The 24,606-nt window shown below is 56.7% G+C and carries 25 protein-coding genes, 1 tRNA gene and 2 pseudogenes; 6 read left to right on the top strand and 22 right to left on the bottom strand.

Features of this window, described 5'->3' with window-relative positions; all coding sequences use genetic code 11:
* Positions 1–168 precede the first annotated feature (168 nt).
* On the bottom strand, positions 169–738 hold the full coding sequence (locus AC0V60_RS04670; protein ID WP_486177358.1) for an S-adenosyl-L-homocysteine hydrolase: 570 nt from the start codon (positions 736–738) through the stop codon (positions 169–171).
* A gap of 227 nt (positions 739–965) precedes the next feature.
* On the opposite strand from AC0V60_RS04670, the gene AC0V60_RS04665 reads away from it, so the two are divergent.
* Complete coding sequence (locus AC0V60_RS04665) at positions 966–1,445, top strand: redoxin family protein (protein WP_486177357.1); 480 nt, start codon at positions 966–968, stop codon at positions 1,443–1,445.
* Positions 1,446–1,508: 63 nt separating this feature from the next.
* Here AC0V60_RS04665 and AC0V60_RS04660 read toward each other — a convergent pair whose 3' ends face one another.
* The 5 genes from AC0V60_RS04660 to AC0V60_RS04640 all read right to left on the bottom strand — a co-directional run bounded on the left by AC0V60_RS04660 (position 1,509) and on the right by AC0V60_RS04640 (position 4,145).
* A complete protein-coding gene (locus AC0V60_RS04660; protein ID WP_486177356.1) occupies positions 1,509–1,943 on the bottom strand; it encodes a PaaI family thioesterase in 435 nt (144 codons plus the stop codon).
* A 30-nt stretch (positions 1,944–1,973) separates the two neighbouring features.
* Positions 1,974–2,597: a GTP cyclohydrolase I FolE gene (gene folE / locus AC0V60_RS04655; protein WP_486177355.1), complete on the bottom strand. Its 624-nt coding sequence runs from the start codon at positions 2,595–2,597 to the stop codon at positions 1,974–1,976.
* Positions 2,598–2,942: 345 nt separating this feature from the next.
* Complete coding sequence (locus tag AC0V60_RS04650; RefSeq protein ID WP_486177354.1) at positions 2,943–3,434, bottom strand: hemerythrin domain-containing protein; 492 nt, start codon at positions 3,432–3,434, stop codon at positions 2,943–2,945.
* 153 nt (positions 3,435–3,587) lie between these two features.
* Positions 3,588–3,664 (bottom strand) — tRNA-Arg (locus AC0V60_RS04645).
* Between the two features lie 67 nt (positions 3,665–3,731).
* Positions 3,732–4,145 carry an NUDIX domain-containing protein gene (locus AC0V60_RS04640; RefSeq protein ID WP_486177353.1) on the bottom strand — a complete coding sequence of 138 codons (414 nt, stop codon included), beginning with the start codon at positions 4,143–4,145 and terminating at the stop codon, positions 3,732–3,734.
* A 97-nt stretch (positions 4,146–4,242) separates the two neighbouring features.
* Here AC0V60_RS04640 and AC0V60_RS04635 point away from each other — a divergent pair, with 97 nt between their 5' ends.
* Together AC0V60_RS04635 and AC0V60_RS04630 are read left to right on the top strand one after the other, a co-directional pair.
* The gene (locus tag AC0V60_RS04635) at positions 4,243–4,431 is read left to right on the top strand and encodes a Flp family type IVb pilin (protein ID WP_486177352.1); all 189 of its coding nucleotides are present in this window, start codon (positions 4,243–4,245) and stop codon (positions 4,429–4,431) included.
* Between the two features lie 121 nt (positions 4,432–4,552).
* Positions 4,553–4,735, top strand: coding sequence for a Flp family type IVb pilin (locus AC0V60_RS04630; protein ID WP_486177351.1), 183 nt, complete (start codon positions 4,553–4,555; stop codon positions 4,733–4,735).
* A gap of 77 nt (positions 4,736–4,812) precedes the next feature.
* Here AC0V60_RS04630 and AC0V60_RS04625 read toward each other — a convergent pair.
* From AC0V60_RS04625 to AC0V60_RS04605, 5 genes and pseudogenes are all read right to left on the bottom strand, one after another.
* A pseudogene (locus tag AC0V60_RS04625) lies at positions 4,813–6,289 on the bottom strand (M48 family metalloprotease).
* A 92-nt stretch (positions 6,290–6,381) separates the two neighbouring features.
* The gene (locus AC0V60_RS04620; protein WP_486177350.1) at positions 6,382–7,326 is read right to left on the bottom strand and encodes an acetyl-CoA carboxylase carboxyltransferase subunit alpha; all 945 of its coding nucleotides are present in this window, start codon (positions 7,324–7,326) and stop codon (positions 6,382–6,384) included.
* A gap of 19 nt (positions 7,327–7,345) precedes the next feature.
* A complete protein-coding gene (locus AC0V60_RS04615) occupies positions 7,346–8,224 on the bottom strand; it encodes a tyrosine recombinase (RefSeq protein ID WP_486177349.1) in 879 nt (292 codons plus the stop codon).
* Positions 8,225–8,233: 9 nt separating this feature from the next.
* Positions 8,234–10,006 carry a hypothetical protein gene (locus AC0V60_RS04610; protein ID WP_486177348.1) on the bottom strand — a complete coding sequence of 591 codons (1,773 nt, stop codon included), beginning with the start codon at positions 10,004–10,006 and terminating at the stop codon, positions 8,234–8,236.
* A 135-nt stretch (positions 10,007–10,141) separates the two neighbouring features.
* Entirely contained in the window at positions 10,142–10,381 is a 240-nt protein-coding gene (locus AC0V60_RS04605; RefSeq protein ID WP_486177347.1) for a hypothetical protein, read from the bottom strand.
* A 105-nt stretch (positions 10,382–10,486) separates the two neighbouring features.
* Here AC0V60_RS04605 and AC0V60_RS04600 point away from each other — a divergent pair, with 105 nt between their 5' ends.
* The 3 genes from AC0V60_RS04600 to AC0V60_RS04590 are packed head-to-tail and all read left to right on the top strand — an operon-like array spanning position 10,487 to position 12,965.
* On the top strand, positions 10,487–11,077 hold the full coding sequence (locus AC0V60_RS04600; RefSeq protein ID WP_486177346.1) for a shikimate kinase: 591 nt from the start codon (positions 10,487–10,489) through the stop codon (positions 11,075–11,077).
* Positions 11,068–12,198 carry a 3-dehydroquinate synthase gene (aroB, locus tag AC0V60_RS04595; RefSeq protein WP_486177345.1) on the top strand — a complete coding sequence of 377 codons (1,131 nt, stop codon included), beginning with the start codon at positions 11,068–11,070 and terminating at the stop codon, positions 12,196–12,198. Before AC0V60_RS04600 ends, aroB begins: the two co-directional genes overlap by 10 nt.
* On the top strand, positions 12,195–12,965 hold the full coding sequence (locus AC0V60_RS04590) for a cyclase family protein (RefSeq protein WP_486177344.1): 771 nt from the start codon (positions 12,195–12,197) through the stop codon (positions 12,963–12,965). The genes aroB and AC0V60_RS04590 overlap by 4 nt, the downstream gene beginning before the upstream one ends.
* On the opposite strand, the gene AC0V60_RS04585 is transcribed toward AC0V60_RS04590, so the two are convergent.
* The 11 genes and pseudogenes from AC0V60_RS04585 to AC0V60_RS04535 all read right to left on the bottom strand — a co-directional run bounded on the left by AC0V60_RS04585 (position 12,962) and on the right by AC0V60_RS04535 (position 24,536).
* Positions 12,962–13,363 (bottom strand): MAPEG family protein, encoded by a 402-nt coding sequence (locus tag AC0V60_RS04585; RefSeq protein WP_486177343.1) that lies wholly within the window; start codon positions 13,361–13,363, stop codon positions 12,962–12,964. The two genes, AC0V60_RS04590 and AC0V60_RS04585, sit on opposite strands and share 4 nt — an antisense overlap.
* A 78-nt stretch (positions 13,364–13,441) precedes the next feature.
* Positions 13,442–13,702, bottom strand: a complete 261-nt coding sequence (locus tag AC0V60_RS04580; RefSeq protein WP_486177342.1) for a hypothetical protein — start codon at positions 13,700–13,702, stop codon at positions 13,442–13,444.
* Between the two features lie 217 nt (positions 13,703–13,919).
* A complete protein-coding gene (locus tag AC0V60_RS04575) occupies positions 13,920–15,968 on the bottom strand; it encodes an ATP-binding protein (protein ID WP_486177341.1) in 2,049 nt (682 codons plus the stop codon).
* A 17-nt stretch (positions 15,969–15,985) separates the two neighbouring features.
* Positions 15,986–16,720, bottom strand: a complete 735-nt coding sequence (locus tag AC0V60_RS04570) for a heme-dependent oxidative N-demethylase family protein (protein WP_486177340.1) — start codon at positions 16,718–16,720, stop codon at positions 15,986–15,988.
* Between the two features lie 296 nt (positions 16,721–17,016).
* On the bottom strand, positions 17,017–18,027 hold the full coding sequence (gene bioB, locus AC0V60_RS04565; RefSeq protein ID WP_486177339.1) for a biotin synthase BioB: 1,011 nt from the start codon (positions 18,025–18,027) through the stop codon (positions 17,017–17,019).
* 122 nt (positions 18,028–18,149) lie between these two features.
* Positions 18,150–20,303 carry a methylmalonyl-CoA mutase gene (scpA, locus tag AC0V60_RS04560; RefSeq protein ID WP_486177338.1) on the bottom strand — a complete coding sequence of 718 codons (2,154 nt, stop codon included), beginning with the start codon at positions 20,301–20,303 and terminating at the stop codon, positions 18,150–18,152.
* A 111-nt stretch (positions 20,304–20,414) separates the two neighbouring features.
* Positions 20,415–21,200: an enoyl-CoA hydratase-related protein gene (locus AC0V60_RS04555; protein WP_486177337.1), complete on the bottom strand. Its 786-nt coding sequence runs from the start codon at positions 21,198–21,200 to the stop codon at positions 20,415–20,417.
* 105 nt (positions 21,201–21,305) lie between these two features.
* Complete coding sequence (gene mce / locus AC0V60_RS04550) at positions 21,306–21,755, bottom strand: methylmalonyl-CoA epimerase (RefSeq protein ID WP_486177336.1); 450 nt, start codon at positions 21,753–21,755, stop codon at positions 21,306–21,308.
* A 14-nt stretch (positions 21,756–21,769) separates the two neighbouring features.
* Positions 21,770–21,973 carry a hypothetical protein gene (locus AC0V60_RS04545; protein WP_486177335.1) on the bottom strand — a complete coding sequence of 68 codons (204 nt, stop codon included), beginning with the start codon at positions 21,971–21,973 and terminating at the stop codon, positions 21,770–21,772.
* A gap of 259 nt (positions 21,974–22,232) precedes the next feature.
* Positions 22,233–22,531: pseudogene (locus tag AC0V60_RS04540) on the bottom strand (GIY-YIG nuclease family protein).
* A gap of 457 nt (positions 22,532–22,988) precedes the next feature.
* Entirely contained in the window at positions 22,989–24,536 is a 1,548-nt protein-coding gene (locus AC0V60_RS04535) for an acyl-CoA carboxylase subunit beta (RefSeq protein ID WP_486177334.1), read from the bottom strand.
* Between the last annotated feature and the right edge of the window lie 70 nt (positions 24,537–24,606).

Below are 24,606 nucleotides of genomic sequence, written 5' to 3'. Positions count from 1 at the left end.
TCCTGTCTTGGGTGTGCGGGGCGATAGCAATCTTGCCAAAACGCCCTTGGGGTGATGCTTGTTGAGCAGGCCCATAGCCGCCTCACACCCTTTCAGCAATCACAATATAAAGTTTTCTTTATATGTGCACCTGCCCTCACCGCAGTTTTCTTCGAAACGGCCCGTTTTTCAGGGACGCTTTTCCCATTCAGCCGTCATATTGTACCCGATCCGCACGCCTTCTGCCCGCGCAATTTGCGGCGCAGAATTGGTGAGCGGACGCGATACGCTCAGCAATTGACGAGCACGTATGGCGAGGCTTCCGGGATTGGTGCTCTGAGACAAGTCGCGGGTCACCTGCTGCAATTCTGCGCAATTCATCCACGGATGCCCTCCACCATAAGCATTGGCGATCTTAACTCCCATACGGTCAAGTGCCCGCGCAGGGTTTCTCTCGCCAGAGCGAGCTGCAAACGTGCGTTTCAAAGTTCTGCTCGCAGCAGTCAGGCGCGGCAGGTGGTTTACCGAAAAACGGTGATAGTCGTTCTGAAAATCATGCGGCCCCGTTCTGCATCTCAGCGCTGTCACCATCAGCATTATGTCGAGACTTCGCAAAGAGTGGGCGTCTTCAAACCCATCATTTGCATGTGCAGGAGCGCTGGTCACCGTGCCTGCCATTACCAAGCCCAAAATCAGGCCGGCCGTTCGTGTGACCGGACGCATTGCCCGCTCTACTGCTATATCTTTTGCTCTCTTCATTGTGCGTTCCCCAAAGGTAGCTGTGTTCCACCACGCCTCGGAGTGTCGCTGAGCAGGTTTACGTGAACTTCAACATGTGGAGTTAAGCAATTTAAACCAAGCTTCCCGTTCAAAAACCGGGAAAAAAATCATTCATTGTGGACGCGGGCCAAGCTCCTATATCGGTGTGTAAACCTATTCGGCATGCGCCCTTAGGTACGAGTCCTTAGACCCTCAAGGAGACAACAATGACGATTTCAGTCGGCGACAAAATGCCAGCAGTGAATATGGTGAAAGCAACCGCAGAAGGCCCACAGCCGGTCTCCTCCTCGGAGTATTTCGCTGGCAAAAAGGTGGCGCTGTTCTCAGTCCCCGGAGCTTTTACCCCAACATGCTCTGCCAAACATCTTCCCGGCTTTGTCGAAAAAGCCGCCGACCTCAAAGCCAAAGGCGTCGATGAGATTGTCGGAACTGCTGTGAACGATGCTTTCGTTATGGGCGCATGGAATGATGCAGCCGGATCAGGCGACATCACAATGCTTGCCGATGGCAATGGCGAATTTGTCGAGGCGGTTGGCCTCACCATGGACGGATCAGGCTTTGGCATGGGCAAACGCGGACAGCGTTTCTCAATGGTGATCGAAGACGGCACTGTGACACAGCTCAACGTCGAAGAACCAGGCGACTTTAAGGTCTCCAGCGCGGAACACATGCTCGGCCAGCTGTAAGCGGGTACTGATTGAATATAAGAAAAGGGGCGTCCAAACGGGCGCCCCTTTTGTTTTGCCCGGCTAAGTCTCGGGCAGAGCGTATGTCACTGTCGACTGCGCTGCGACCTTTGCCGGGTCATCTTGCCATATACGAACATCGACCGTCGCTAACCTGCGCCCAAGTTTGATAAGGGATGCATCTGCACAAAAGTCGCGCGCCTCAACAGCGCGAAGGAAGCTGATGTTGAGGTTGCTGGTTACGGCCATCGGAACAATGCCGATATGTGCCAAAATCACTGCATAGGCGGCTCGGTCCGCGGTGGCCATTTGCGTTGGACCTGAAACAATCCCTCCCGGACGCAGCATCGCGTGAGCAGCGGACTGGCGCATGCGCAGAAAGCCCGGCTCAATCGAAACAAAATCATGAACCGAGCGGTCTTGCCCTGGAAAGGCCTCGCAAAAGAATGCGGTCAATTCGTCGGCGTTCAACACAGGCGCAAGGTCGTGAGAGGTCATTCCCGCTCTTTAACGGCAAAGCGCGCGCGGTCAAAAGCCCATGAGGCCAAGAACCTCTTTGCGGCTCGACGGATCATCAAGGAAGCAGCCCATCATGCGGCTGGTAAGCATCTCAACCTCGTGCACTTTCACACCGCGGCCAGTCATACAGCCATGCTCTGCCTCAATCACAACCGCAACACCGCGCGGTTCGAGATGGTTCCAAATGCACTCTGCCACTTCAGCTGTCAGGCGTTCTTGCACCTGAAGGCGGTGGGCATATCCGTGAAGGACACGGGCAAGCTTTGATATGCCGACGATCTTTTTGTGCGGGAGATATGCGATATGCGCCTTACCCGTGATCGGAGCCATGTGATGTTCGCAGTGCGATTGGAACGGGATGTCTTTGAGGAGAACGATCTCTTCATAACCGCCCACTTCTTCGAAGATGCGCGACAAGTGAACCGAGGGATCCTCTTGGTTGCCCCGGCAATATTCAAGCCATGCACGCCCTACACGTTTTGGTGTGTCGATCAGACCTTCGCGCGCCGGATCATCGCCCGCCCAGCGAAGGAGCGTGCGGATCGCGTCTTGTACTTCTTCTGGAACGTCGGGTTTGTTCAACGGATTGTCCGGGTCAAATTCGCCGTGGCTATGGCTGTGCATTGTGTTCATGGCATTACCTCTCTGTTGCCGCAAGTGCGGCATATTCCTGGCAAGCAAAGGGACCCGGTGACCGGTCCGTCAACTTTCCTTCCGTGATCCCAAGGGTGAAAATCTCTGCAAGCTCAAATCGTTCCGTGCGGAATTTGCACCCGATCTGCGCGGTTGAATTGATTGCAACCGTGATAGGTTGCCCCTGCGGTCCATATATAGGCATGATCCCGCCGATTGCACGCGCAAATGGAGCGGATTACAAAAAGGCGTGCGAATTTGTGTAGCAACGCTGCGGTTCAAACAAGAAGGCCCCCCACGCTGTGTGAAGGGCCTTCTTGATATTGGCAGCTTTTGGATAAGCAATTATTCTTTGGCGTCGTCAGCGCTCACCGGTGTCAATTCAGCTTCCGCCTTCTCGATCTCTTTGCGCTCTTCGAAAACTTCCACCATCTCGGCGTCCGTTTTTTCATCAATCAGTTTTGCAAAGTTGGGGAAGTGGTCCTCTTCCTCTTCGTTAATGTGGTGGCGATAGCGGTGATCGAATTGTTTGAATTTTTGCAGCCATCCCGGCGAGCTCATATCTGTCGCAGCCAGATCGTTGAGCATCTCGTCAATTTCCTGGTGTTCTGCCACCGAGTGGCGCGTTTCGTCGTTGGCCTCCGGATCGGCAATCATTTCTGAGTAGAGGGACTGCTCCTCAGCTGCAGCGTGACTTTTGAGCTCTTTGGTGAGCTGTTCGAAAAGCTGCCTGCGCTCTTCGCTGTCGCCTTCAGTTTCAGCGATCTTGCCAAGCAGCTCACGCTGGCGATTGTGATCTTCTCCAATGCGTTTGAGAATATTCGTCTCGATTGTCATGGTAACTCCGTCGGCTTGAGTGTTCGTATACCTAACCTAGGAATGGCACGGCCGATCGTTCCAAATTGTCTCGCCCGGCGTCATTTGACGAAGTTTGCATCTTGGCAATGCTCGACCAAAAAAGCCCACCCTCACGCAGAGGATGGGCTTTTTTGGCGCGCCAGGAAGGATTCGAACCTCCGGCCGCCTGATTCGTAGTCAGGTACTCTATCCAGCTGAGCTACTGGCGCGCGAGAGATGCGGCTATTAGGGGCGCATGGAACACTTGGCAATCCCCTCAAGCCGCAAATGATCGTACTATTTTCGTTTTTCGAAAAATTGCGCCGCCAATTGGTCATCCAAAGGCGGTTTCGCCAGTTTCTCGACCTCCTCAGGTGTGAACCACCCGATATCTCCGCCCTCCAAAGCCAAAGGTGATCCGAGCCAATCGGTGATCGTGTAAAGCATTATTACAATTGGCCGCGTGTCCGATTTTCTGGCTTCTTCTGCAAATCCAGCAGGCCTGCAATCTGCAGCTTCGACAACAACACCTAGCTCCTCATGAAGTTCACGAGTTAGAGCTTCTACTGGCATTTCAGTGGGTTCAATCTTACCCCCTGGAAACTCCCATAGGCCGCCATGTGCCTTTTCCAGAGGCCTTTGATGCATGAGCCAGCGGCCATTTGACCCTGCCAAGGCACCGCCCACCACCCATAGCCGTTCATCGTTCATGTCAGATTTTTTTCCACCTTGGCGCACTCTCTTAGTCTTTTTTTAATGGGTTGATCCGATTTTCGGTCTCATCAGGAAGAATTTTACGGGTGTCATCATGCAATTGACAAGATTCCTTAAGCACATTGGGAACGACAATGCTGGCGCCACTGCCGTTGAATACGGACTGATTGTGAGCCTCATCGTTATCGTCACGATCGGCGCGTTACAGGGTGTAGCCCAAGTAACCGACGAAACATGGACGAGGGTTGAGGATCGCTCCGTGGAGGCAATGGAAGGCAATTAACCAATTCGAAAGGTTCCGAATTAGGAATTTCTCAATCGCTGACCGTCTATTCCACGAATCGTCCAAATGACCAAGTCAGGCGGACACGGGTACCGAAGACCAAAAAACCAGGAGACTACTAATGACTTTCATGAATAAACTCGCACGTGACGAAGCTGGCGCAACTGCAATCGAGTACGGCCTGATCGCTGCTCTGATCGCTGTTGCTGCAATCACCGCCATGACTGCACTGGGCGGCACGCTTGAAAACACCTTCAACGAAGTTGAATCCGAAATGGCGGCTGGCATCGACGCCAACGCATAAGGCGAGATGAAACTCTAAAGCGAAGCGGCGGGGTTCATCCCCGCCGCTTTTCTTTTGTGCGCTGTAGACGTCGAGACTCAGCGCCCTCGAACGACAAGCTTCACCTTCTGCCCAGCCTGCAAACTGGCACTTTGGCCGAGCCCGTTGAGAACCCGGAAGCGTTCTTCTTGCGCAGTGTCATAAGCCATCCGGCGCGAAAGTCCTGAAATCGTATCCCCTCTTTGCACCGTCACCACATCTAAGCGCCGCGGTACGACCTGTCCTGCCTCGCTCGCACTGATTCGCCGCATCGAGCGGAACATTGACGTAAACGGATTGGTGCTCCCGGCGGGCGTTATCGTTGCAAAGTGATAGGCGCGGTCTTGCGCAAACTCATAAGCGAAGACCGTCACATCGACCTGCGAATTGCCATTGTTCACGCGGGCCTGCCCGTAGACAGCTGAAAGGCCGTTCACGGTTGTACGCTCCAAAGTTTGAGGCGTGAGCTGCGAGATCTTCACCGCCAAGACTCGCAAATTGTTGCCGCACATACGCGGCCAGATCGCCTGAGTAATTTGCCAGAGTGAGCTGTCCCTGCCCTCCTTGGCCATTAATACTCACCGCGCGCGATGAGTTCACCATATAATAGCCTTGAGGCGCCGTGAAGCTCAGCCGCAGTTCGGGGTGAATGAAACGATCGCCTTCGATCACACCCTGAGCAGGGTCGTCGCCATAAAGCAGGCCATCAATCCGCGAGAGGAAGGTGTCACGATTGGTAACACTGCCCGGCAATCCTTCAGATTCCGAAAGCGCCCTTTGCACCCTGCTCGCGGGCTCCGGGTGAGTGGATGCCCACTCCGGAACGCTAGCGTTGCGTCCTTGAAGCCGCGCATCGAGCGCATTTTGCGCAGCAAGGCTGGCTAAGACTGTGCCCATCGCACGAGGATCATAACCCGCTGAAGTCAGATATTGGATACCCAGATCATCGGCCTGTGTCTCTTGGCTGCGAGAAAACCGCAAGGTGAGAAGCTGGGATCCTTGCAGGAAACCGCGCGAAACTGTTTCTCCGATCGAACTGTCGCCGAGCAAAACCCCGGACAGCACCGCGCCAAGCACGCCGCCGATCTGATTGCGCTGCGCATTTTGCTGACGCCTTTGCGAATGGCGCGCTGCGACGTGGCCAACTTCGTGACCCATAACGGCCGCCAATTCCGCTTCATTATTCATGAGCGTCACCAGTTGCCGGGTTGTATAAATATAGCCGCCTGGCACCGCAAAAGCGTTATTCACCGGCGAGTTGAGTAGGCTTACTGTGAAACTCTCCCGCGCGTTGCCAAGCCCCGACTGCACAGCGATGTTCTTGCCCACTTGCTCAACATATTGCGCCTGAGACCCGCTCATCGCGCCGCCAAACTGGCCCAGCAATTGGGGATGATATTCAGCGCCTTGCTGCGCTTCGCTCGTGGTAATCGGAGTGGAGGCAGACGGAATTTCGCCGCCCCCCATGCACCCTGTCAGAGCAAGCGCAAGTGTCGCTGTGCTCGCCAATCCAACTTTGCGCCATTTGCTGGCCATTTCATCTCTCCCGATTTTATACAGTCAACTCCACATTAACCGTATAAGGATGTCAGGGTTCCGTAAAAACCCCGCTCTGAGAAATGAGCGTATTAGCCGCCGATGTCCAAGAAACGCTTTTCGCGCATCGCAAGGATCGCAGCGCTATTCATTTTGGCAAGCTTATCAAGCTCTTCACCAATAGCATCACCGAGAGCAGTGGCAGTCCCTGATGGGTCACGGTGCGCGCCGCCGATAGGTTCTTTTACAATTCTGTCGATCACACCAAGCCGTTTCAGATGCTGCGCGGTGATTTTCATCGCCTGCGCTGCATCCGCTGCCTTGTCCGATGTGCGCCACAGGATCGACGCGCAGCCTTCAGGTGAAATCACCGAATATACGGCATGCTCAAGCATCAAAACCCGCTCAGCGCTCGCCAAAGCAACCGCGCCGCCAGAGCCGCCTTCGCCCACGATCACAGAAACCATCGGTGTTGGCAGCGCAAGACACGCTTCCGTCGAACGGGCAATGGCTTCGGCTTGCCCGCGCTCTTCCGCCTCGATCCCGGGAAACGCGCCGGAGGTGTCCACAAGCGTCACAACCGGCAGACCAAACCGGCCAGCCAGTTCCATCAATCGGATCGCTTTGCGGTATCCTTCAGGCTTACCCATACCGAAATTGTGTTTGATGCGCGTTTGGGTGTCATGACCTTTTTCGTGGCCAATTACCATAACCCGGCGCTCCCCAAGCTTTGCAAAGCCGCCCATAATCGCCTCGTCATCAGCGTAATTGCGGTCCCCGCCAAGTGACATGAAATCGGTGAAGGCGTGTTCGATGTAATCTCGAAAATGGGGCCGCTGCGGATGGCGGGCCACTTGCGTCTTTTGCCACGGTGTCAGCGAGGCATAGGTCGAGGCGAGCAATTCGCCGCTTTTGGTTTCCAGGCGCTCAATCTCGGCAGCAACATCAACGCCTTCTTCAGTTTCGAGGCTGCGCATCTCTTTGATACGCAGTTCCAAGCTTGCGACCGGTTTTTCAAACTCGAGATAAGAAATCATGGCTTTTCCGCTAGTGCCTCTATGGCTTGTGGGCAAGAGGGTGGCGCGAGTTTACCAACTCGACCAACCGCGCTGCATCAACGTGGGTGTAGATTTGAGTGGTCGCAATATCGGCATGACCCAGCATAGTCTGCAGCACCCTGAGATCCGCCCCGCCTTCGAGCAAATGGGTTGCAAACGCATGGCGCAGAACGTGCGGTGAGATGCCATCCGGGTTAAGATCGGCGCGCGCCGCAAGCTCTTTCAGCATCTGGAACAACCGCACACGCGACAGAGGTTTGCCGCCTCTGGATGGGAACAGAAACCGCGAATCCGGTTCTTTAGGGCGAACATCAAGCCATGCCGAAATTGCCTCTTTTGCGCGTTCGCTCACTGGAACCATGCGCGCCTGCCCGCCCTTACCCATAACGGTCAGAAGCGGCGCATCACGCGGCACTGCGCTAAGGGGCAAGCTCACCAATTCGGTTGCCCGAAGGCCCGATCCGTAAAGAAGTTCGAGCAGCGCCAACTGCCGAACGCTTGAAGATTTGCCGCTATGCGCTTCCAATTCTGCACGCGCAAACAGCGCATCGACAGCGTCATGGCTCAAAACTTTTGGCAGAGGACGGCGCATGCGAGGTGACGGCAGCGCGCCCGATGGATCATCCTCGCGCCACCCTTCCTCAACTGCAAAGCCGAAAAACTGCCTTAAAGCGGACGCTTTGCGCGCTATGGTTGAAGGCGCAAGATCAGACCAAGCACCCGACAATTTCGCAATTGAGCTGCGCGGCGCATTGGCCAAATCACCCAGCAATTGCTGTGCCCCGTCGAGGTCTCGCCTGTAAGCAGCAAGCGTGTTCGCAGATGCGCCGCGCTGCGCTGCAAGCATGTTCAGAAAGTCCTCAGTCGCTGACGACATCAGCCAGCTTCACCCGCGCGCAACCGCCTCAGCGGCAATCATCCGGGCCTCGGCTTCAAAGCCAACTTTGTTGAGTGCTGAGACGAGGTGATAAAGATGCAGCGGGGTCATCTGGCTCCAGCTTTCGCCTTGCATGCCAAGCCCAGCGAGAAGCGCAACCATCGCCTTGTTGTCCACTTCAGCTGCCCGCACAATCTTCCGCGTCCAGCGTGTTTGCCGCGAAAAATCAATGCCAACCTGTGCCCCATATCCATTCAGATCACCGCTTGGAAGCCGGTCAAGCCCCCCAAGACCAGCGATCAGAAAGCCTGATTTCCGGGCCTCTTCGCTTGGATCATCGCTCAAGAACCCATCCACCCCGGTGATGCTGGCGGCTGGCCCATTGGGACCAGCAACCGCCAACATTCCCCAGCTAAGCGAGCCCTCTTCGATGAAGGCATTCCAAGCCATCGCATCGCGGTCCAGCCCCGCCGTCAAGATCGAGGCGATCAACATATCAGCATCCGCCAAAGCTTCGGTAGAAGGAGGAATACGGGCGGCGGCATAAGCGGTGAGGACCTGCCCTGCGAAGCCGTCTTCGCCTTCGCCCCAAAGCCCTCGCATTGCTGCAATCCGCGCGGCAGGATCAAGCGCTACGTAAGCATCTCTTAGCCGCGATGCGCGCTGAGCGGCATCGCCGCCAACGCCCTCATTATTGTAGAGTTCGCTGTAGAGACCAACCAGGCTTTGCGAAGAAAACACGCCCCGGGTTGCCGCAAATTCGGCATAACCCAGACGCTCATTCAGCGGAATTGCAGAAGAAGCAGCGCCCGCTAGCCGGTAATAAGAGCCTGACCTGCTGCCGAGCGCAGATGACAAAATGCCCTCAGGGATTGTTTCGCCGACCGCATTGGCAAGGCTAAACCGCCACGGGGTGATGCCGTCCACCCCTTCCCATTCGACCGTTGTTCCGCCGCGCCCACGGCCCGCTGCACCGGCATAACGCTGTGCAAGCAGCAGATCTATTTCTGGGGCGATTTCCTCGTTTTGGGCCGTGTTAAGCTGACGCGAGGCGAGCGCGCCCTCGCCTGCATACGCATTACAGATCGCAGAGAGCATGACCCACTGCGCATCGTCGCGCTGCGAGCCTTGCAAACGGACCGCCGGGCATGCACCGACCACGTCGCTTGAACCGATATATGCGGTGATGGCTTGCTCTGTGAGTGCCTCATTCCAATTGCCCGTGTCGATATCCTGAACGAGCGCGCGGGCAAGTGCGAATTCGCCCATCCCATTGAGCACACTGGCTCTAAGAGCTGCAAATTCAACCGGGCTCATACCCTCAGGTGCGGCAAGCCTGCTGACTAAAGCGCGGCGCAGCATAATGTGGCCCCAGCGCGAAACCATCGGTCCATTGGTTCCAGCAAGAATGGCTTTCACAAGCCGCTCAGGCTGGTTCGCGAGAGAGGCGGTTGGTAGGCCTCCTTCTTGCGGGGCCAAAACGCCGACCTCGGCCAAAGATCGCCGGGCAGCGGGCGGGATATCATATTGAGGCTTTAGCCCCAGAAGGTCGTCAAGCTCATCGGTTGAGAGTTTTTCCAATTCCTCAAGACTGGGGAGCCCGGCTCGCTCTTCAGCCGACAATTGAGGGACTTCTGGCAGATTGCCCGGATTTGGCCTGCTGGCGGGGCCTATTGGTGCAGGCGGGGCAACGCCCGGACCCGCTCCCGGCCACTGGAACCGGCGCGGCAGTGGGCGCTGCGGTTGGCTGGGGCGCAGGGGTTGGGGCCGGCGCCGGATCATCAAATCCCGGAGGGAGCAGCGATTCAGGCGCATCTTGCGCATTGGCAAAACCGCTCAGCAATGCGCCAGTCGCGCACCCTGCAAACGCGAGAACTGCAACGCCAGAGATCATGCGCGTGCGAGATGCCAGATATTTCAAGGCCGAGCCTCCTGCAATTGGCCAAGCGATACAGACTGCACAATCGGGTGCAACGTCTCCTCCCCGCCGTCAATGTAAGCAACCATTACAAGCACGGCGATAGCTCCCAACGCATATAGACCATATCGCAGCCTGCTCGCCAACCCGCGGCTCGGCTTGCGCTGCGGCTGTCCTTGCGAGGTGGTGCGGTTTTGTGGATCAGTTTGCATGGAAGTTCGAATTGCATCGCCAGACATATTGCGCGCGCCATACCCCAAGTCTAGTCCAAGAAGAAGCCTAGTCCTATCAGAAAGTGGGAAACCCATGGCACACAGTCAAACCTTGCAAAAGTTGAGGCAGATATGAGCGACGACGCACAAATGGATGCGCGAACGGACGCCGCAATGGCGGAGGGCGAGCTTGCCCGAATTGCGGCCCGCATAACGCGGCCTATCGTGCTGGTCGGGCTGATGGGGGTTGGCAAATCCACCGTGGGGCGAAAACTGGCAGAGATGCTGCAATGCGGATTTGTGGATGCCGATGAGGAAATCGAGAAAGCGGCGCAGCGTTCTATCCCCGAAATTTTTGAGGATTTTGGGGAAGCCTATTTCCGCGATGGAGAACGCCGGGTCATTGCTCGGCTGATGAGCGAAGACGCAGGCGTAATCGCCACAGGCGGCGGGGCATTTGCCGACAGCGAAACGCGCGCGCTCATCTTGCAGGATGCGATTGCGGTGTGGATTCATTCCGACATCGACACCTTGGTTGAACGCACATCGCGCCGAAACACACGCCCGCTGCTAAAGAACGGCGATCCGCGCGAAATCCTCCAGCGCCTGCTCAAAGAACGCGGGCCCCACTATTCTCAGGCTCAAATTAAAGTAGAGAGTAAAAATGCGCCGCACGTAGAGACGGCAAAGGCAATCCTAGAGGCAATTGACGCATGGCTGTGACTTCAACCGAAACCATCCGGGTGGAACTGGGTGGGCGATCATATGACGTGCATGTCGGAGCAAGTCTGCTTGATGATATCGCCGAATTGGCCCGGCCTTTTATAGAGCCTTTTGGCGCGCGGCCGGTTCCGGTAGTTGGCGACACCCATGCGCGCAAACATCATGGCGGCCGCATTGATGCCTCTCTGAATGCAGCCGGTTTTGAGACGGTTTGGTACGATGTTGAGCCAGGTGAAGCCTCAAAAAGCTGGGCAAGCCTCGAGACGCTCACTGACTGGCTGCTCAACCTTGGAATCACCCGGTCTGACCATGTGTTTGCGCTTGGCGGCGGGGTTGTGGGCGACTTGGTCGGCTTTGCCTGCAGCGTTCTCAAACGCGGCTGCGGCTTCGTTCAGTTGCCGACCACTTTGCTCTCCCAAGTCGATAGCTCGGTGGGCGGCAAAACCGCAATCAACACCGGCGCTGGCAAAAATATGATCGGCGCGTTTCATCAGCCATCCTTGGTGCTCGCCGATACGACCTCGCTTGACACCCTGCCTGGCCGCGAGATGCGCGCAGGGTTCGCTGAGGTCATCAAATATGGCCTGCTTGGAGATGCAGAGTTCTTCACATGGCTCGAAACGAACAGCGCAAGCGTTCTGGCGCGCGAGGCACAGCCGCTCGAATACGCCATCGCGGCCAGCATTCGGGCAAAAGCACGCATTGTTGCAGAAGATGAGCGTGAGACTTCTGGCGTTCGCGCGCTGTTAAACCTTGGCCACACCTTCGGGCACGCTTTGGAGGCGGAAACCGGCTTTTCCGACCGCCTGCTCCACGGCGAAGCGGTAGCCTTGGGCATGGTCTTGGCTGCGAGATACTCAGCACGCCGCGGCGCGCTTTCGGAACGAGATGCACACCGCGCGGCCACAGCAATCAGATCCAGCGGATTGCCTGCGGATATCGCTGAGCTTGGCCTCGGATGCGGGGGCGAAACCCTTGCCGACCACATGCGCCACGACAAGAAAATGGAAGGCTCAGGCACCCTGCCCTTCCTCCTCCTCAAAGGCATAGGCGAGGCATACATGGCGCGCGATGTCGAGCTTGCCGATATTGCCGCGTTTCTTGATGAGGAGCTTGCATGACACGTTTCATCGACCTCTCGATCCCCATTACCAATGACGTGATCTCAGACCCGGAGGTTATGCGCCCCAAGGTCACCTATATGACCCATGAGAACACATGGGAACAGATCGCGATGTTCTTCCCGGGGCTTGAGAAAGACGATCTTCCTGATGGCGAAGGCTGGGCGGTGGAAATGCTCGAGCTTTCCACCCACAACGGCACCCATATGGATGCGCCGTGGCATTATCACTCAACGACTGACGAAGGCGCTGCGCCCGCCCCCAGCATTGATGAAGCGCCGTTGGACCGGTTCTTTCGCCCCGGCGTGAAGCTCGATTTCTCGCACCTCTCCCACGGTCATGTGGTCAGCGCCGCAGAGCTCGAAAAGGCTTTCGCCAATATCAACTATGAGCTCCAACCGCTTGATATTGTGCTCATTCAATCAGGCGCGGTCTACGGCACAGACAACTTCACCGACCAAGGCGTCGGCCTCGGCGCAGAGGCGACCTTGTGGCTCACTGAGCGAGGCGTCGAAGTCGTCGGCACAGATGCGTGGAGCTGGGATGCGCCGTTTAGCCACACGGCCAAGCGTTGGGCCGAGACCCGCGATCCGGCAATCATCTGGGAAGGCCACAAGGCGGGCCGCATCCGGCCTTACTACCAGATTGAAAAGCTCACCAATTTGGAAGCGCTTCCCTCCCACGGCTTCACCTTCAGCTGCTTCCCGGTGAAGATTGAGCGGGCGAGCGCCGGGTGGATACGCGCTGTTGCGATGATTGAGGACTAACCTGCGAAGACACCAATCAAAATCATCGCTGCAAGCGCAAGGATTACCAGCCAAGTCAGCACAACACCGATCTGGCGTGCGATAGGCGATTTTCCGGGCTCTGACGGGGTATGAAGGCCCACCGCATGACAAATGCGGGCGACGACAAAGGCGGCTGCGATAGAAATCAGGGCCGTCGCATTAGCGCCGGCACACTCAAGCAAGCCGAGCATAAGCAGCACGATTGGCGCGTGCTCCGCCAAATTCCCATGGCTGCGGCTGGCTGAGATAAGCGCTGCATCGTCCGCATCACCAAAGGCAGCCTTCAATCGTAGACGCTGACGAACTGTCAGGATCGCCAGAAACAAAAGAAGAAGCGCGAGCAGCGCTGTTGTGGTGGCGGTGATAGGCAATGACATGGAACTCTCCCGAAACGCGCTTCCTCTAACACGCGGGAGATATTACACAAAGAGGCACGCCCAGGCTGTCTTGAGAGATTAACTCGCCGTGCGCGGGAGTTGGGTCACTTTGCCTGATGTATCTGAGGCGGCATCTTCTTCCATCATCGCATCGTGATCGCGGAACAAACGCTCAATCTCTGCGCGCTTTTCGATCAAGGATTGTGCAATTCCAGGCGCGAGGCTTTCGCCGTCGCCAATTTGTCCAAGCAATCCAGCAATATCGCTAGCGGTCGCCTCACGAGCAGTCTTGAAAAAATGCCCCTTGCGATCGAAATAACCCGTTCCTTTTCTAGCCATAGTACTCTTCTCCTTGAACCTGAAGTGCCACTCAGCACGCCGAGTCGGTGTATGTATTGTCCACCAATACCGCAGTCCTAGCTAGTATGATTGCGTAAAACTGTGTGTTTTGACCAATTTCTGCGCATGTTGCGGTCTCAAGGTTTCGGAACGTGGTTACCCTTATGTCGTTTCCTATATAACAAACGTTAAGTCATGATGCGGGGCGAGAGAGCAATCACTCGAGTTCGAGGATCACCGCATCGACCGCAAGGCTCTCACCTTCTTCGGCGTTGACCTTGGCGATCACGGCCTCTTTTTCAGCGCGCAAGATGTTCTCCATCTTCATCGCTTCAACCGTGGCGAGCGGCTGTCCGGGCTGTACCGTTTCGCCCTCAGTCACATGCAGTTTCATCAGCATGCCCGGCATTGGACAGATGAGCATCTTGGAAAGGTCAGGCGGCTCTTTTTCGATCATGCGGCCTTCGTGGGCAGTGAGACGAGCCGGCAAAACCAACGCTTCGTGGGCTGCGCCGCGTGTCGTGATCCGCCAGCGAACGCCTTCGCGCTCCACTTGAACCACCATTTCCCCTGCACCTATCGCGTCGCCCGTGACCTTCGCAAAGGTTTTACCAACGCTCCAATCCCATGTGCCATTCAGCCCAACGCCGTCGACTGTTGCCCCGCCCTCTTCGAGCGTCACATCAAAACTTTGGCTGCCAATTTTCACCATCCAGTGAGACGGCGGATTAACAACGCCTGCAAGCTTGCCTGATATTTTGCGCGCGCGCACTTGAGTGTCGAATTCCGCGCCTGCAAAAAGCGCGGCAAGTTGGCGCAGATGCGCATCACTTGCTGGCGCACCTTCGAACCCATCGGGATATTCCTCGGCGATAAAGCCAGTGGTCAGCTCGCCCGAGCGGAAGCGCTCGTGCTGCATGATGGCAGAGAGAAAATCGACGTTGTGGCCAAGACCTTTGATCCGGAAAGCATCCAATGCCTCAATCTGGAGGTCAGCTGCTTCTTCCCGGCTGGGTGCCCATGTGATGAGCTTGGCGATCATCGGGTCGTAAAACATCGAGACCTCGCCGCCTTCGAAGACGCCATCATCGACGCGCACGCTGCCCGTTCCGCGAGCAACACCGCGGCGCGGCTTTCCCGCAATTTCGCCGTCATCGCTCCAGCCTTTAACCGAAGGCGAATATTCGATGAGACGGCCGGTTGAAGGCAAGAACCCTCGATAGGGGTCTTCGGCATAGACGCGGTTTTCAATCGCCCAGCCATCAATGCCGATATCGTCCTGCGTCAGCTCAAGCTTTTCGCCCGCCGCCACACGGATCATCTGCTCGACCAGATCAACGCCTGTAATCGCTTCGGTGACGGGATGCTCAACCTGAAGCCGTGTGTTCATCTCGAGGAAGTAGAAACTCTCGCCCGTTTTGTCCGCCCCGCTCACGATCAGCTCAACTGTACCTGCTGAGTGATAATCCACCGCCTTGGACAAGGCGACACATTGCTCGCCCATGGCCTTGCGCATCTTGGGGGTCACGAAGGGCGATGGCGCTTCTTCGACCACCTTTTGGTGGCGGCGCTGGATCGAGCATTCGCGCTCGTTCAGATAGAGAATGTTACCATGCTTATCGCCAAGGATCTGGATCTCGATATGGCGCGGGTTCTCAATGAATTTCTCAATGAAAACGCGGTCATCGCCAAAAGAATTGAGACCTTCACGCTTGGTGGCCTCGAACCCTTCGCGCACGTCTTTTTCAGAATATGCAAGCCGCATACCCTTGCCCCCGCCGCCAGCGGAAGCCTTCATCATGACGGGATAAGTGATTTTGTTGGCTATCTCGACCGCGTGCTCGGTATCGCGAATTTCACCGATGTGGCCGGGAACAACATTCACGCCTGCCTCTTGGGCGAGCTTCTTCGATTCGATCTTGTCGCCCATCGCAGCGATCGCGCGCGCTGGCGGTCCAATAAAGGCGATGTTCTCGGCCTCAAGCGCCTCAACAAAACTGGCACGTTCAGAGAGGAAACCATAGCCCGGATGCACAGCCTCAGCGCCGGTTTCCTTACACGCCGCGATGATCTTTTCAGGGATCAGATAGCTTTCAGCGGCAGGCGATGCGCCAATGTGCACAGCCTCATCGGCCATGCGCACAAAAGGCGCATTGCGATCTGCATCAGAATAGACCGCGACGGTGGCGATCCCCATCTTGCGCGCCGTCTGAAACACACGGCATGCAATCTCGCCGCGGTTGGCTACCAAAATCTTTGAAAACATATCAGCCCTTGCAGCCCCTATTTTTCATCTCTCTTTTGACCCGCATAGCCGATTAATTCTCGCGCGTAAGCCCCCACAGCGCGCCTTTCACCTTCGCCCTGGACAAGCGTGGCAATCGCCTTGGCCAAGTGTTCCAAATTCGGAGCCTTTAGAGCCCCTAGCGGTTCGACATAGATCCCAATCGTGAAGAGGATCGCCCCTGTTTCGGGCAGCCGCCGCAAGGTCTGGCGCTCGGAGCGCACAAACAGGGTTTCGCCTGCGTTTTGAGCAGTAACATGCGCAAATTGCTCTTGCGGGTCACCATCGGCCAGCCAGCGGCGCGCACCGGTTGCCGCGACAAACCAATTGCAACCGCCGTAGATTGCGCCGGGTTTGAGCGTTTCCATGAACCGGTCCACCCCGGTTGCGAGTTGCTCTTCATAGCCCGCAATGGGCTTATGAAGCGCTCGCAAAGGAAGGCCGATTTTCTCTCCGGGATGCCAGTCAGAGGGCCACGCGACCGCTGCTCCTATCAGGCGATATAGTCCATCATCGCGGGCCTTAGTGAGGAGGCACATGTCCTCGTGGCATTCCAGCGCCGCCTCGGGTAGAGCGCCGCCCTTCCCCAACATCGCAGCCAATTCGCGGCCCGGAGCTACCGCCTCCGGCGTCAACTGCACCCCTTGCGGCCATTCGGCAAAGGCTCGAGCTCGCGCGGCAAGGTCGGGTTCGGGTTGAAGCCACTCACGCTCGGTGAGCTTGGAAAGTCCCATCCGCAATTGCCCTCCCCCACGCGCTTTGGGGAGAAGTGAGTTGACGGAGAAGCCGAGGGTCATGTCCATACCAACCTATGTCGCGATCGACGCTGGATAGGCGAGGATCTCATTTCTCCTGAGAGACACAAAAAGGCGTCATTGAGGCACTCCACCAAATACCTTCATTGCGCTCTGCAAGCGATCAAACACCAAAAACAGGATGATCGGGATTGCGGCGAACAAGCACCCGCAGCCGATCAGTATATTTTCACCGAAACTCGACTTATCCTGTTTCGAGTTGCCGTGTTTGTTTTTCACTCGGCAGGCTCCATCTGCTTGCACGCCCGCGCAGGTTCTTCCTGTTGCAGCGCCGTCAGCCCCAATTTCGCAAACAAAGCCCCATCACTGTCGTCCCCGGCATTGGGAGCGGTCAGCAGCTTGTCGCCGGTGAAGATCGAGTTCGCACCAGCCAAGAAACACAGCGCCTGCGTCGCCTCTGACATGCTTTCACGCCCAGCGGAGAGGCGCACCATCGACATCGGCATCGTGATCCGAGCCACCGCAACGGTTCGCACAAACTCGATATCGTCGATCTTAGCCATCGGCGTATCGGCCAGCATATCGCCTAGAACCGTGCCCTTGACCGGTACGAGGGCATTCACCGGCACGCTTTCAGGATGCGCTTCAAGCGTGGAAAGGGTGTGAATAAAGCCCACCCGGTCTTCGCGTGTTTCGCCCATGCCTACAATGCCGCCGCTACACACATTGATGCCCGATTTGCGAACGTGGTCGAGCGTATCGAGGCGGCACTGAAAGTCGCGCGTCGAAATCACCCGCTCGTAATATTCCGGGCTGCTGTCAATATTGTGATTGTAGTAGTCGAGCCCAGCTTCCGCGAGCATGTCCGCCTGATGCGGCTCCAACATGCCAAGCGTCATGCACGTCTCCAGCCCCATATCGCGCACGCCTTTCACGATCTCAACAATCGCAGGCATGTCGCGGTCCTTGGGATTGCGCCATGCGGCGCCCATGCAGAACCTTTGCGATCCTTGATCCTTGGCCTGCGCTGCACGTTGCAGAACGGCTTGCACATCCATCAACTTGGTCGCTTCAACGCCGCTGTCAGCCTTGACGCTTTGCGAGCAATAGCCGCAATCCTCAGGGCAGCCGCCTGTTTTGATGCTGAGCAAAGTGCACAGCTGGATTTGCTCAGGCGGATGGTTTTCGCGGTGGGTGCTAGCGGCTTGGAAAAGCAGCTCGGTAAAAGGGAGGTTGAAAAGATCCGCGATTTCCTCGCGGGTCCAATCGTTGCGGGGAATAGTCACAGCTTCAAATTCTCCGTTCGCCCTGAGCCTGTCGAAGGGCTGCTCTAGTGCTTTGCCCGTTGCCCCTAAGAAAAGAGCGGTGCTTCGACAAGCTCAGCACGAACGGTTTTCGTTGATCAGTCTTACTCCGCAGCCTCCTCAAGTCCCTCTCCCAAAGGCGGCATATTATGCCCCAGCATCGTCAGGATATCGGCGGCGCATTCCACAACGTTCGAACCCGGCCCATAAATTCCCTGCACGCCTGCCTCGCGGAGGAAATCATAGTCCTGCGGCGGGATCACACCGCCTGCGGTTACTTTGATATCGGGGCGGCCTGCTTCTTTGAGCAAACGGATGAGTTCGGGGATCAGCGTCTTGTGACCAGCGGCAAGGCTGGAAGCTCCCACCACATCAACGTCCTTTTCAAGCGCCATCGCGCAAGCTTCTGGCGGGGTTTGGAACAGCGGGCCTGAGACCACTTCAAAACCCATATCGGCAAAAGCGCTCGCGATCACATTCGCACCGCGGTCATGCCCGTCCTGACCCATTTTCGCGACCATAATCCGCGGTTTGCGCCCCAATCGCCGCCCCACCGCTTCAACGCCGTCCGTGACCTGCGCCCAGCGCGCATCGAATTCATAAGCGGTTTTGTAGACGCCAGACACGGGCTTTGGCGTAGCATCATGGCGGCCAAAGACCTCTTCCATGGCGCTGGAAATCTCGCCCAAGGTTGCGTCATGGCGCGCGGCTTCCACTGCCAATTGCAGCACGTTTGCGTCGCCTGCGGAACCCTCGGTAAGAGCCTTCAGTGCCGCCTGACACGCCGCTTCATCGCGCCCTGCACGCACAGCGGCGAGACGCTTGATCTGGCCCTTGCGCACCGCGGCATTGTCGATGTCGAGCGTGTCGATCAGTTCTTCGCTTTCGGGCTGATACTTGTTCACGCCGACAATGACGGTTTTGCCTTGATCAATCCCGGTTTGTTTTTCCGCCGCCGCGCGCTCAATCTCTGCTTTGGGAGCGCCAGTGCCGACATAAGCGGTCATCCCGCCGGCTTCATCGACCGTCTTCATCAATTCGCGCGCGTCTTCGACGAGTTTCGACGTGAGCGCTTCGATATAATGCGAGCCGCCTAGCGGATCGACGACATTGGTGATCCCGGTCTCCTCCTGAAGCACCAACTGCGTGTTGCGAGCGATGCGGGCGGAGAAGTCGGTGGGAAGCGCGATGGCCTCATCGAGCGCATTGGTGTGGAGCGACTGTGTACCACCCAAAGTCGCCGCCATCGCCTCAATCGTGGTGCGCATGACATTGTTGTAGGGGTCTTGCTCTTGCAAGCTCACCCCAGAAGTCTGGCAGTGGGTGCGCAGCATTTTGCTCCGTTCAGCCTTAGCGCCCAGCCCGTCCATCACCTCGTACCAAAGCGTGCGCGCGGCGCGCAGTTTGGCGATCTCCATAAAGAAGTTCATGCCGATGCCGAAGAAGAAGGAGAGCCGCCCCGCAAAGGCGTCAATATCGAGGCCCGTTGCCATAGCTCTGGTCGCATATTCCTTGCCGTCGGCAATGGTGAAGGCAAGCTCCTGCACAGCCGTCGCTCCGGCCTCATGCATGTGATAGCCGCTGATAGAAATACTGTTGAATTTCGGCATGTTAGCCGAAGTATATCCGATGATATCTGAAATAATCCGCATCGAAGGCTCAGGCGGATAGATATAGGTGTTGCGGACCATGAACTCTTTGAGAATGTCGTTCTGAATGGTGCCGGAAAGCTTCTCCTGTGACACGCCAGAACGCTCCGCCGCCACGATATAGAACGCCAGAACCGGGATCACCGCGCCGTTCATCGTCATGGAAACGCTCATGGTGTCGAGCGGGATTTCGTCGAACAGGATTTGCATATCGGCGACCGTATCAATCGCCACGCCCGCCTTACCGACATCGCCCACTACGCGGCTGTGATCGCTGTCATAGCCTCGGTGCGTTGCAAGGTCGAAGGCGACCGACAGTCCCTTTTGACCCGCAGCCAAATTGCGCCGGTAAAATGCGTTCGATTCCTCTGCCGTAGAGAACCCCGCATATTGCCGGATCGTCCAAGGGCGGCCTGCATACATCGACGCCTTCACCCCGCGCGTGAACGGCGCAAAGCCGGGAAGGCCCGGGTCCCAGCCCTGATGGTCTTCGGCTGTATAGAGCGGCTTGATCGCAAAGCCCTCTGGCGTGTTCCAAGTGAGGTCGCGGCCCTTCACCTCTTTATCAGCGAGGGCGTTCCAATCGGCGGGAGTCGGTTTTTCAGTCATAGTTCTCAAGTTCCGTCATGCTGAACTTGTTTCAGCATAACATGGCACATCTGGTGAGTGTTATCCTGAAACGAGTTCAGGATGACGATTGCGGCAAAAGTCGCCTCGACACTACTGGCCTTTAAACTCGGCCTTGCGCTTTTGCAGGAAGGCCATGCCGCCCTCCATCGCATCTTGGCTTGCACCGGCGATGCGTTGACCTTCGGCCTCTGCTAGCATCACTTCGGTGACGCTGCCATCGAGCGCGGTCGCAATGTTGCGCTTCATAGTCTTGATCGCAATCGTGGGCCCATTGGCGAGTTTTTCCGCGAGGGCACGCGCTTCGTCCATCAACGCATCGTCCGCAACGCATTTGTAAACGAGACCCCATTCCTCGGCCTGCTTGCCGCTGATTTTCTCGCCAAGCATCATCATGCGCGTCGCGCGTGCGCGGCCAATCGCGCGGGTGATGAGCCATGTCGATGCGCCATCGGGGACAAGGCCGATATTGACGAATGCCTGAAGGAAGTAGGAGCGTTCCGCCGCGAAAGTGAAGTCGGCAGCGAGCGCAAGGCTGCACCCCACGCCAGCCGCTGGACCGTTCACCGCACAGATCACGGGCACTTCGGCGCGCAAAATCTGGCTGATGGCTGGGTTGTAGTGGTTTTGGAGCGCTTGGTGAGAGCCGCCCTTGTTGCTTGGACTATCAGCTGAGGCGCGCGCTGATAGGTCAGCGCCTGAACAAAACCCTTTGCCCTCACCCGTGATGAGAACCGCGCGTGCATCACCAAGGTCATAGAACACCTGCCCGATCTCATCGGCCATTTGCGGAGCCATCGCGTTCAGGCGATCCGGCTTGTTCAGCGTGAGGATCAGCAGCGGGCCCTCGCGCTCCACTAGAATCGTTTCATAGGTCATCTTGGCTCTCTCCTCCTCACCGTCATGCTGAACTCGCTCCAACATAACAAGCGGCACATTTGATAGGTTTTATCCTGAAACCAGTTCAGGATGACGCCGGATGAGTCAATGCCCCTCTTTGGGCGTTTCCATGATCTCGGTGAGCATTCCCTGCATATCCTTGGGGTGCAGGAAGAAGATCGGCGTGCCGTGAGCGCCAATGCGCGTGGGGCCAAGGATGCGTTTGCCTTTGTCCTCGAAGTAGGCGCGTGCTTCGCCGATATCGGGCACTTCAAAGCAAACATGGTGCTGACCGCCTGCGGGGTTCTTGGCAAGGAAACCGTTGATCGGAGAGCTCTCGTCAAACGGCTCGATCAGCTCAAGCTGCGTGCCGTTCATTCCCCCAGAACCATAAGCGCCTGTGGGCGTATCGACAAAGCAGACCTTGACGCCTTGTTCAGGCAGGTCAAAGGGCTCGGTAATTTGGCGAGCGCCCATAGTGTCGCGGTAATGCGCGATGGACTCGGCGATGGAGGGCGTTGCGATCCCGATATGGTTTAGGCGGCCTAATTTCATGGTGTTTCCGTGGTTCAAATGAGAATGAGATATGCTGTCAGCGCGCATATAGTGCTGAAGCAGGCGAAAATGCCAATGCTGGGCCAATTGTGAAAGCGCAATTCCTTGGTTTCGCCGTCGATGTGCCAATTGTCCGGGCTTCGGTAGATGCGATAGGCGATAAATGCGCAGACGGCGGTAGCGAGGAGCAGGGAAAGGGGCAGGAGAAATTCTTTCATTGTCCTATCACCATCTCCCACCCGTCATCCCGGACTTGATCCGGGATCCATTTCGCATTCAAGAACCAACTTTGCCAGTTGAGAAATGAACCCTGAAACAAGTTCAGGGTGACGATTGGGCGATCCCGATGTGGTTTAGGCGGCCTAGTTTCATTTCTTGCCTTTCGTCATTGCGAGCGTAGCGAAGCAATCCAGAGCGTCTCGCTCAACCGCTCTGGATTGCCACGCCGCTTCGCGGCTCGCAATGACGGGTACGGTGTCATTGCGCAATGTCTTCAAAAAAGTCGCGCCAAGTTGGGTTTTGGGCTTCGATCAGCGCAAGCTTCTTTTTCGGTTTCCGGCCTTGATCTGCTTTTCGCGGGCGATGGCCGTTTCCATCGTTTCGTGGCGCTCAAACCACACGAGCGTTTTGCACCCATGTCTCTTAGTGAACCCGTCAGCGACACCCTCGCGGTGCTGCCATGCACGCTTTGTCAAATCGGAAGTCACGCCAGTGTACAGCGTCCCATTGCGCTTGCTTGCCATAATGTAGACGCAAGGCAGCTTCTCAACCGTCATTGGGAGGAGCCGCAGGATTGGTTATCGCTAAAATAACTCGTCATTGCGAGGAGCGAAGCGACGCGGCAATCCAGAGCCATGAGCACGCCGCCCTGGATTGCTTCGCTACGCTCGCAATGACGGTTTCCAATCGACAACTCAATCATCCCTAATCTGCCATCAATCAATCGCTTCCGACTTATGAGAGCCACATGTTTGACAGTTGGTTTGTAGAGCTGGGAAAAGCCAGATGCTAAAGAATCGATTTTCGCACGATCGGCAACGCACTCGCAAAACAACAAGCACATGAAGGACTGCAAATACTGGGATCATAAAGAGAGCGCCAAAAAAACAAGGCGATCCCAAGCCAGCTTAGACCGGCTAGGAAGCTCAGAATTGCTGCGGGTACGACCAGAAAACTTGCCCAAAAGGACCAGGCGGCAAGGCGAACGAGATCCTTGTCACTCATAGACAATCCCTAAAGCGGAATATTATCATGCTTCTTCCAAGGGTTCGTGAGCTCCTTGGTCCGCAGCTTCCTTAGTCCCAGCGCAACCCTGCGCCGGGTCGAATGCGGGTGGATCACCTCGTCAATATACCCCCGCGATGCCGCCACAAAGGGGTTGGCAAAGCGGTCCTCATATTCCTTGGTTTTTTCCGCGATCTTTTCGGCATCGCCGCGGTCTTGGCGGAAGATGATCTCCACTGCGCCTTTTGCTCCCATCACCGCGATCTCTGCGGTGGGCCAGGCGTAGTTTAGGTCTCCGCGAAGGTGCTTTGACGCCATCACATCATAGGCGCCGCCATAGGCTTTGCGGGTGATGATCGTGATCTTGGGCACGGTTGCCTCGCCGTATGCGAACAATAGCTTTGCGCCGTGCTTGATGATGCCGCCCATTTCCTGCGCTGTACCAGGCAGGAAGCCGGGAACATCGACGAAGGTCACGATTGGAATATCAAACGCATCGCAGAACCGCACAAAACGCGCGGCTTTCTTAGACGAGGCGATGTCGAGCACGCCGGCGAGCACCATAGGCTGGTTCGCGACAACGCCCACTGTGCGCCCTTCAACCCGGCCAAAGCCGCAGATGATGTTGGCGGCATGCGCTGGCTGAATTTCGAAAAACTCGCCCTCGTCCAGTGTCTTACGGATCACCTCATGCATGTCATAGGGCTGGTTCGCATTGTCCGGGATGATCGTGTCGAGCGATGGCTCCAACCGGTCCCAAGGGTCATTGGTGGGAAGCTCTGGTGCTGCGTCCCCTGTTGCTTCTGGGCGGTTCGACAATGGCAGGTAGTTGAAGAACTCGCGCGTTGCGAGCAGTGTCTCCATATCGTTTTCAAACGCAATATCGGCGACCGAGGTTTTGGTCGTGTGGGTAATAGCCCCGCCCAGCTCTTCCTGCGTGACTTCCTCATTGGTGACGGTCTTCACCACATCGGGTCCGGTCACGAACATATAGGAGCTGTCCTTCACCATAAAGATGAAGTCAGTCATGGCAGGCGAGTACACTGCGCCGCCAGCGCATGGGCCCATGATCAGGCTGATCTGAGGGATGACGCCTGATGCGAGAATGTTCTTCTGGAACACATCGGCATAGCCGCCAAGCGATGCGACGCCCTCCTGAATGCGCGCGCCGCCGCTATCGTTAAGGCCGATGACCGGAGCGCCGACTTTCATCGCGGTATCCATCACCTTGCAAATTTTCTCCGCATGACGTTTCGACAAGGAGCCGCCGAATACGGTGAAGTCCTGGCTGAAGACATAGACCAGCCGGCCGTTGATCGTGCCTGATCCTGTGACCACGCCGTCGCCGGGGATCTTTTGGCTCTCCATGCCGAAATCGACGCAGTCATGTTCAACATACGTGTCGATTTCTTCAAACGAGCCTTCGTCGAGAAGCACGTCCAGACGCTCGCGCGCGGTGAGCTTGCCCTTGGCGTGCTGTGCGTCGATGCGCTTTTGCCCGCCGCCCATTTTGGCAGCTTCGCGTTTGCGTTCCATTTCAGCGATATTGGCAGACATTCAAAAGGTCCCTGTCCCTATTGGTTTGTTAGCAGTGGTCGTTGCCGCAGCGGCCGCCGAGCGTCAACTT

This window comes from Erythrobacter sp. S259 (assembly GCF_057364965.1).
This window is presented reverse-complemented; position numbering and strand designations above follow the sequence as displayed.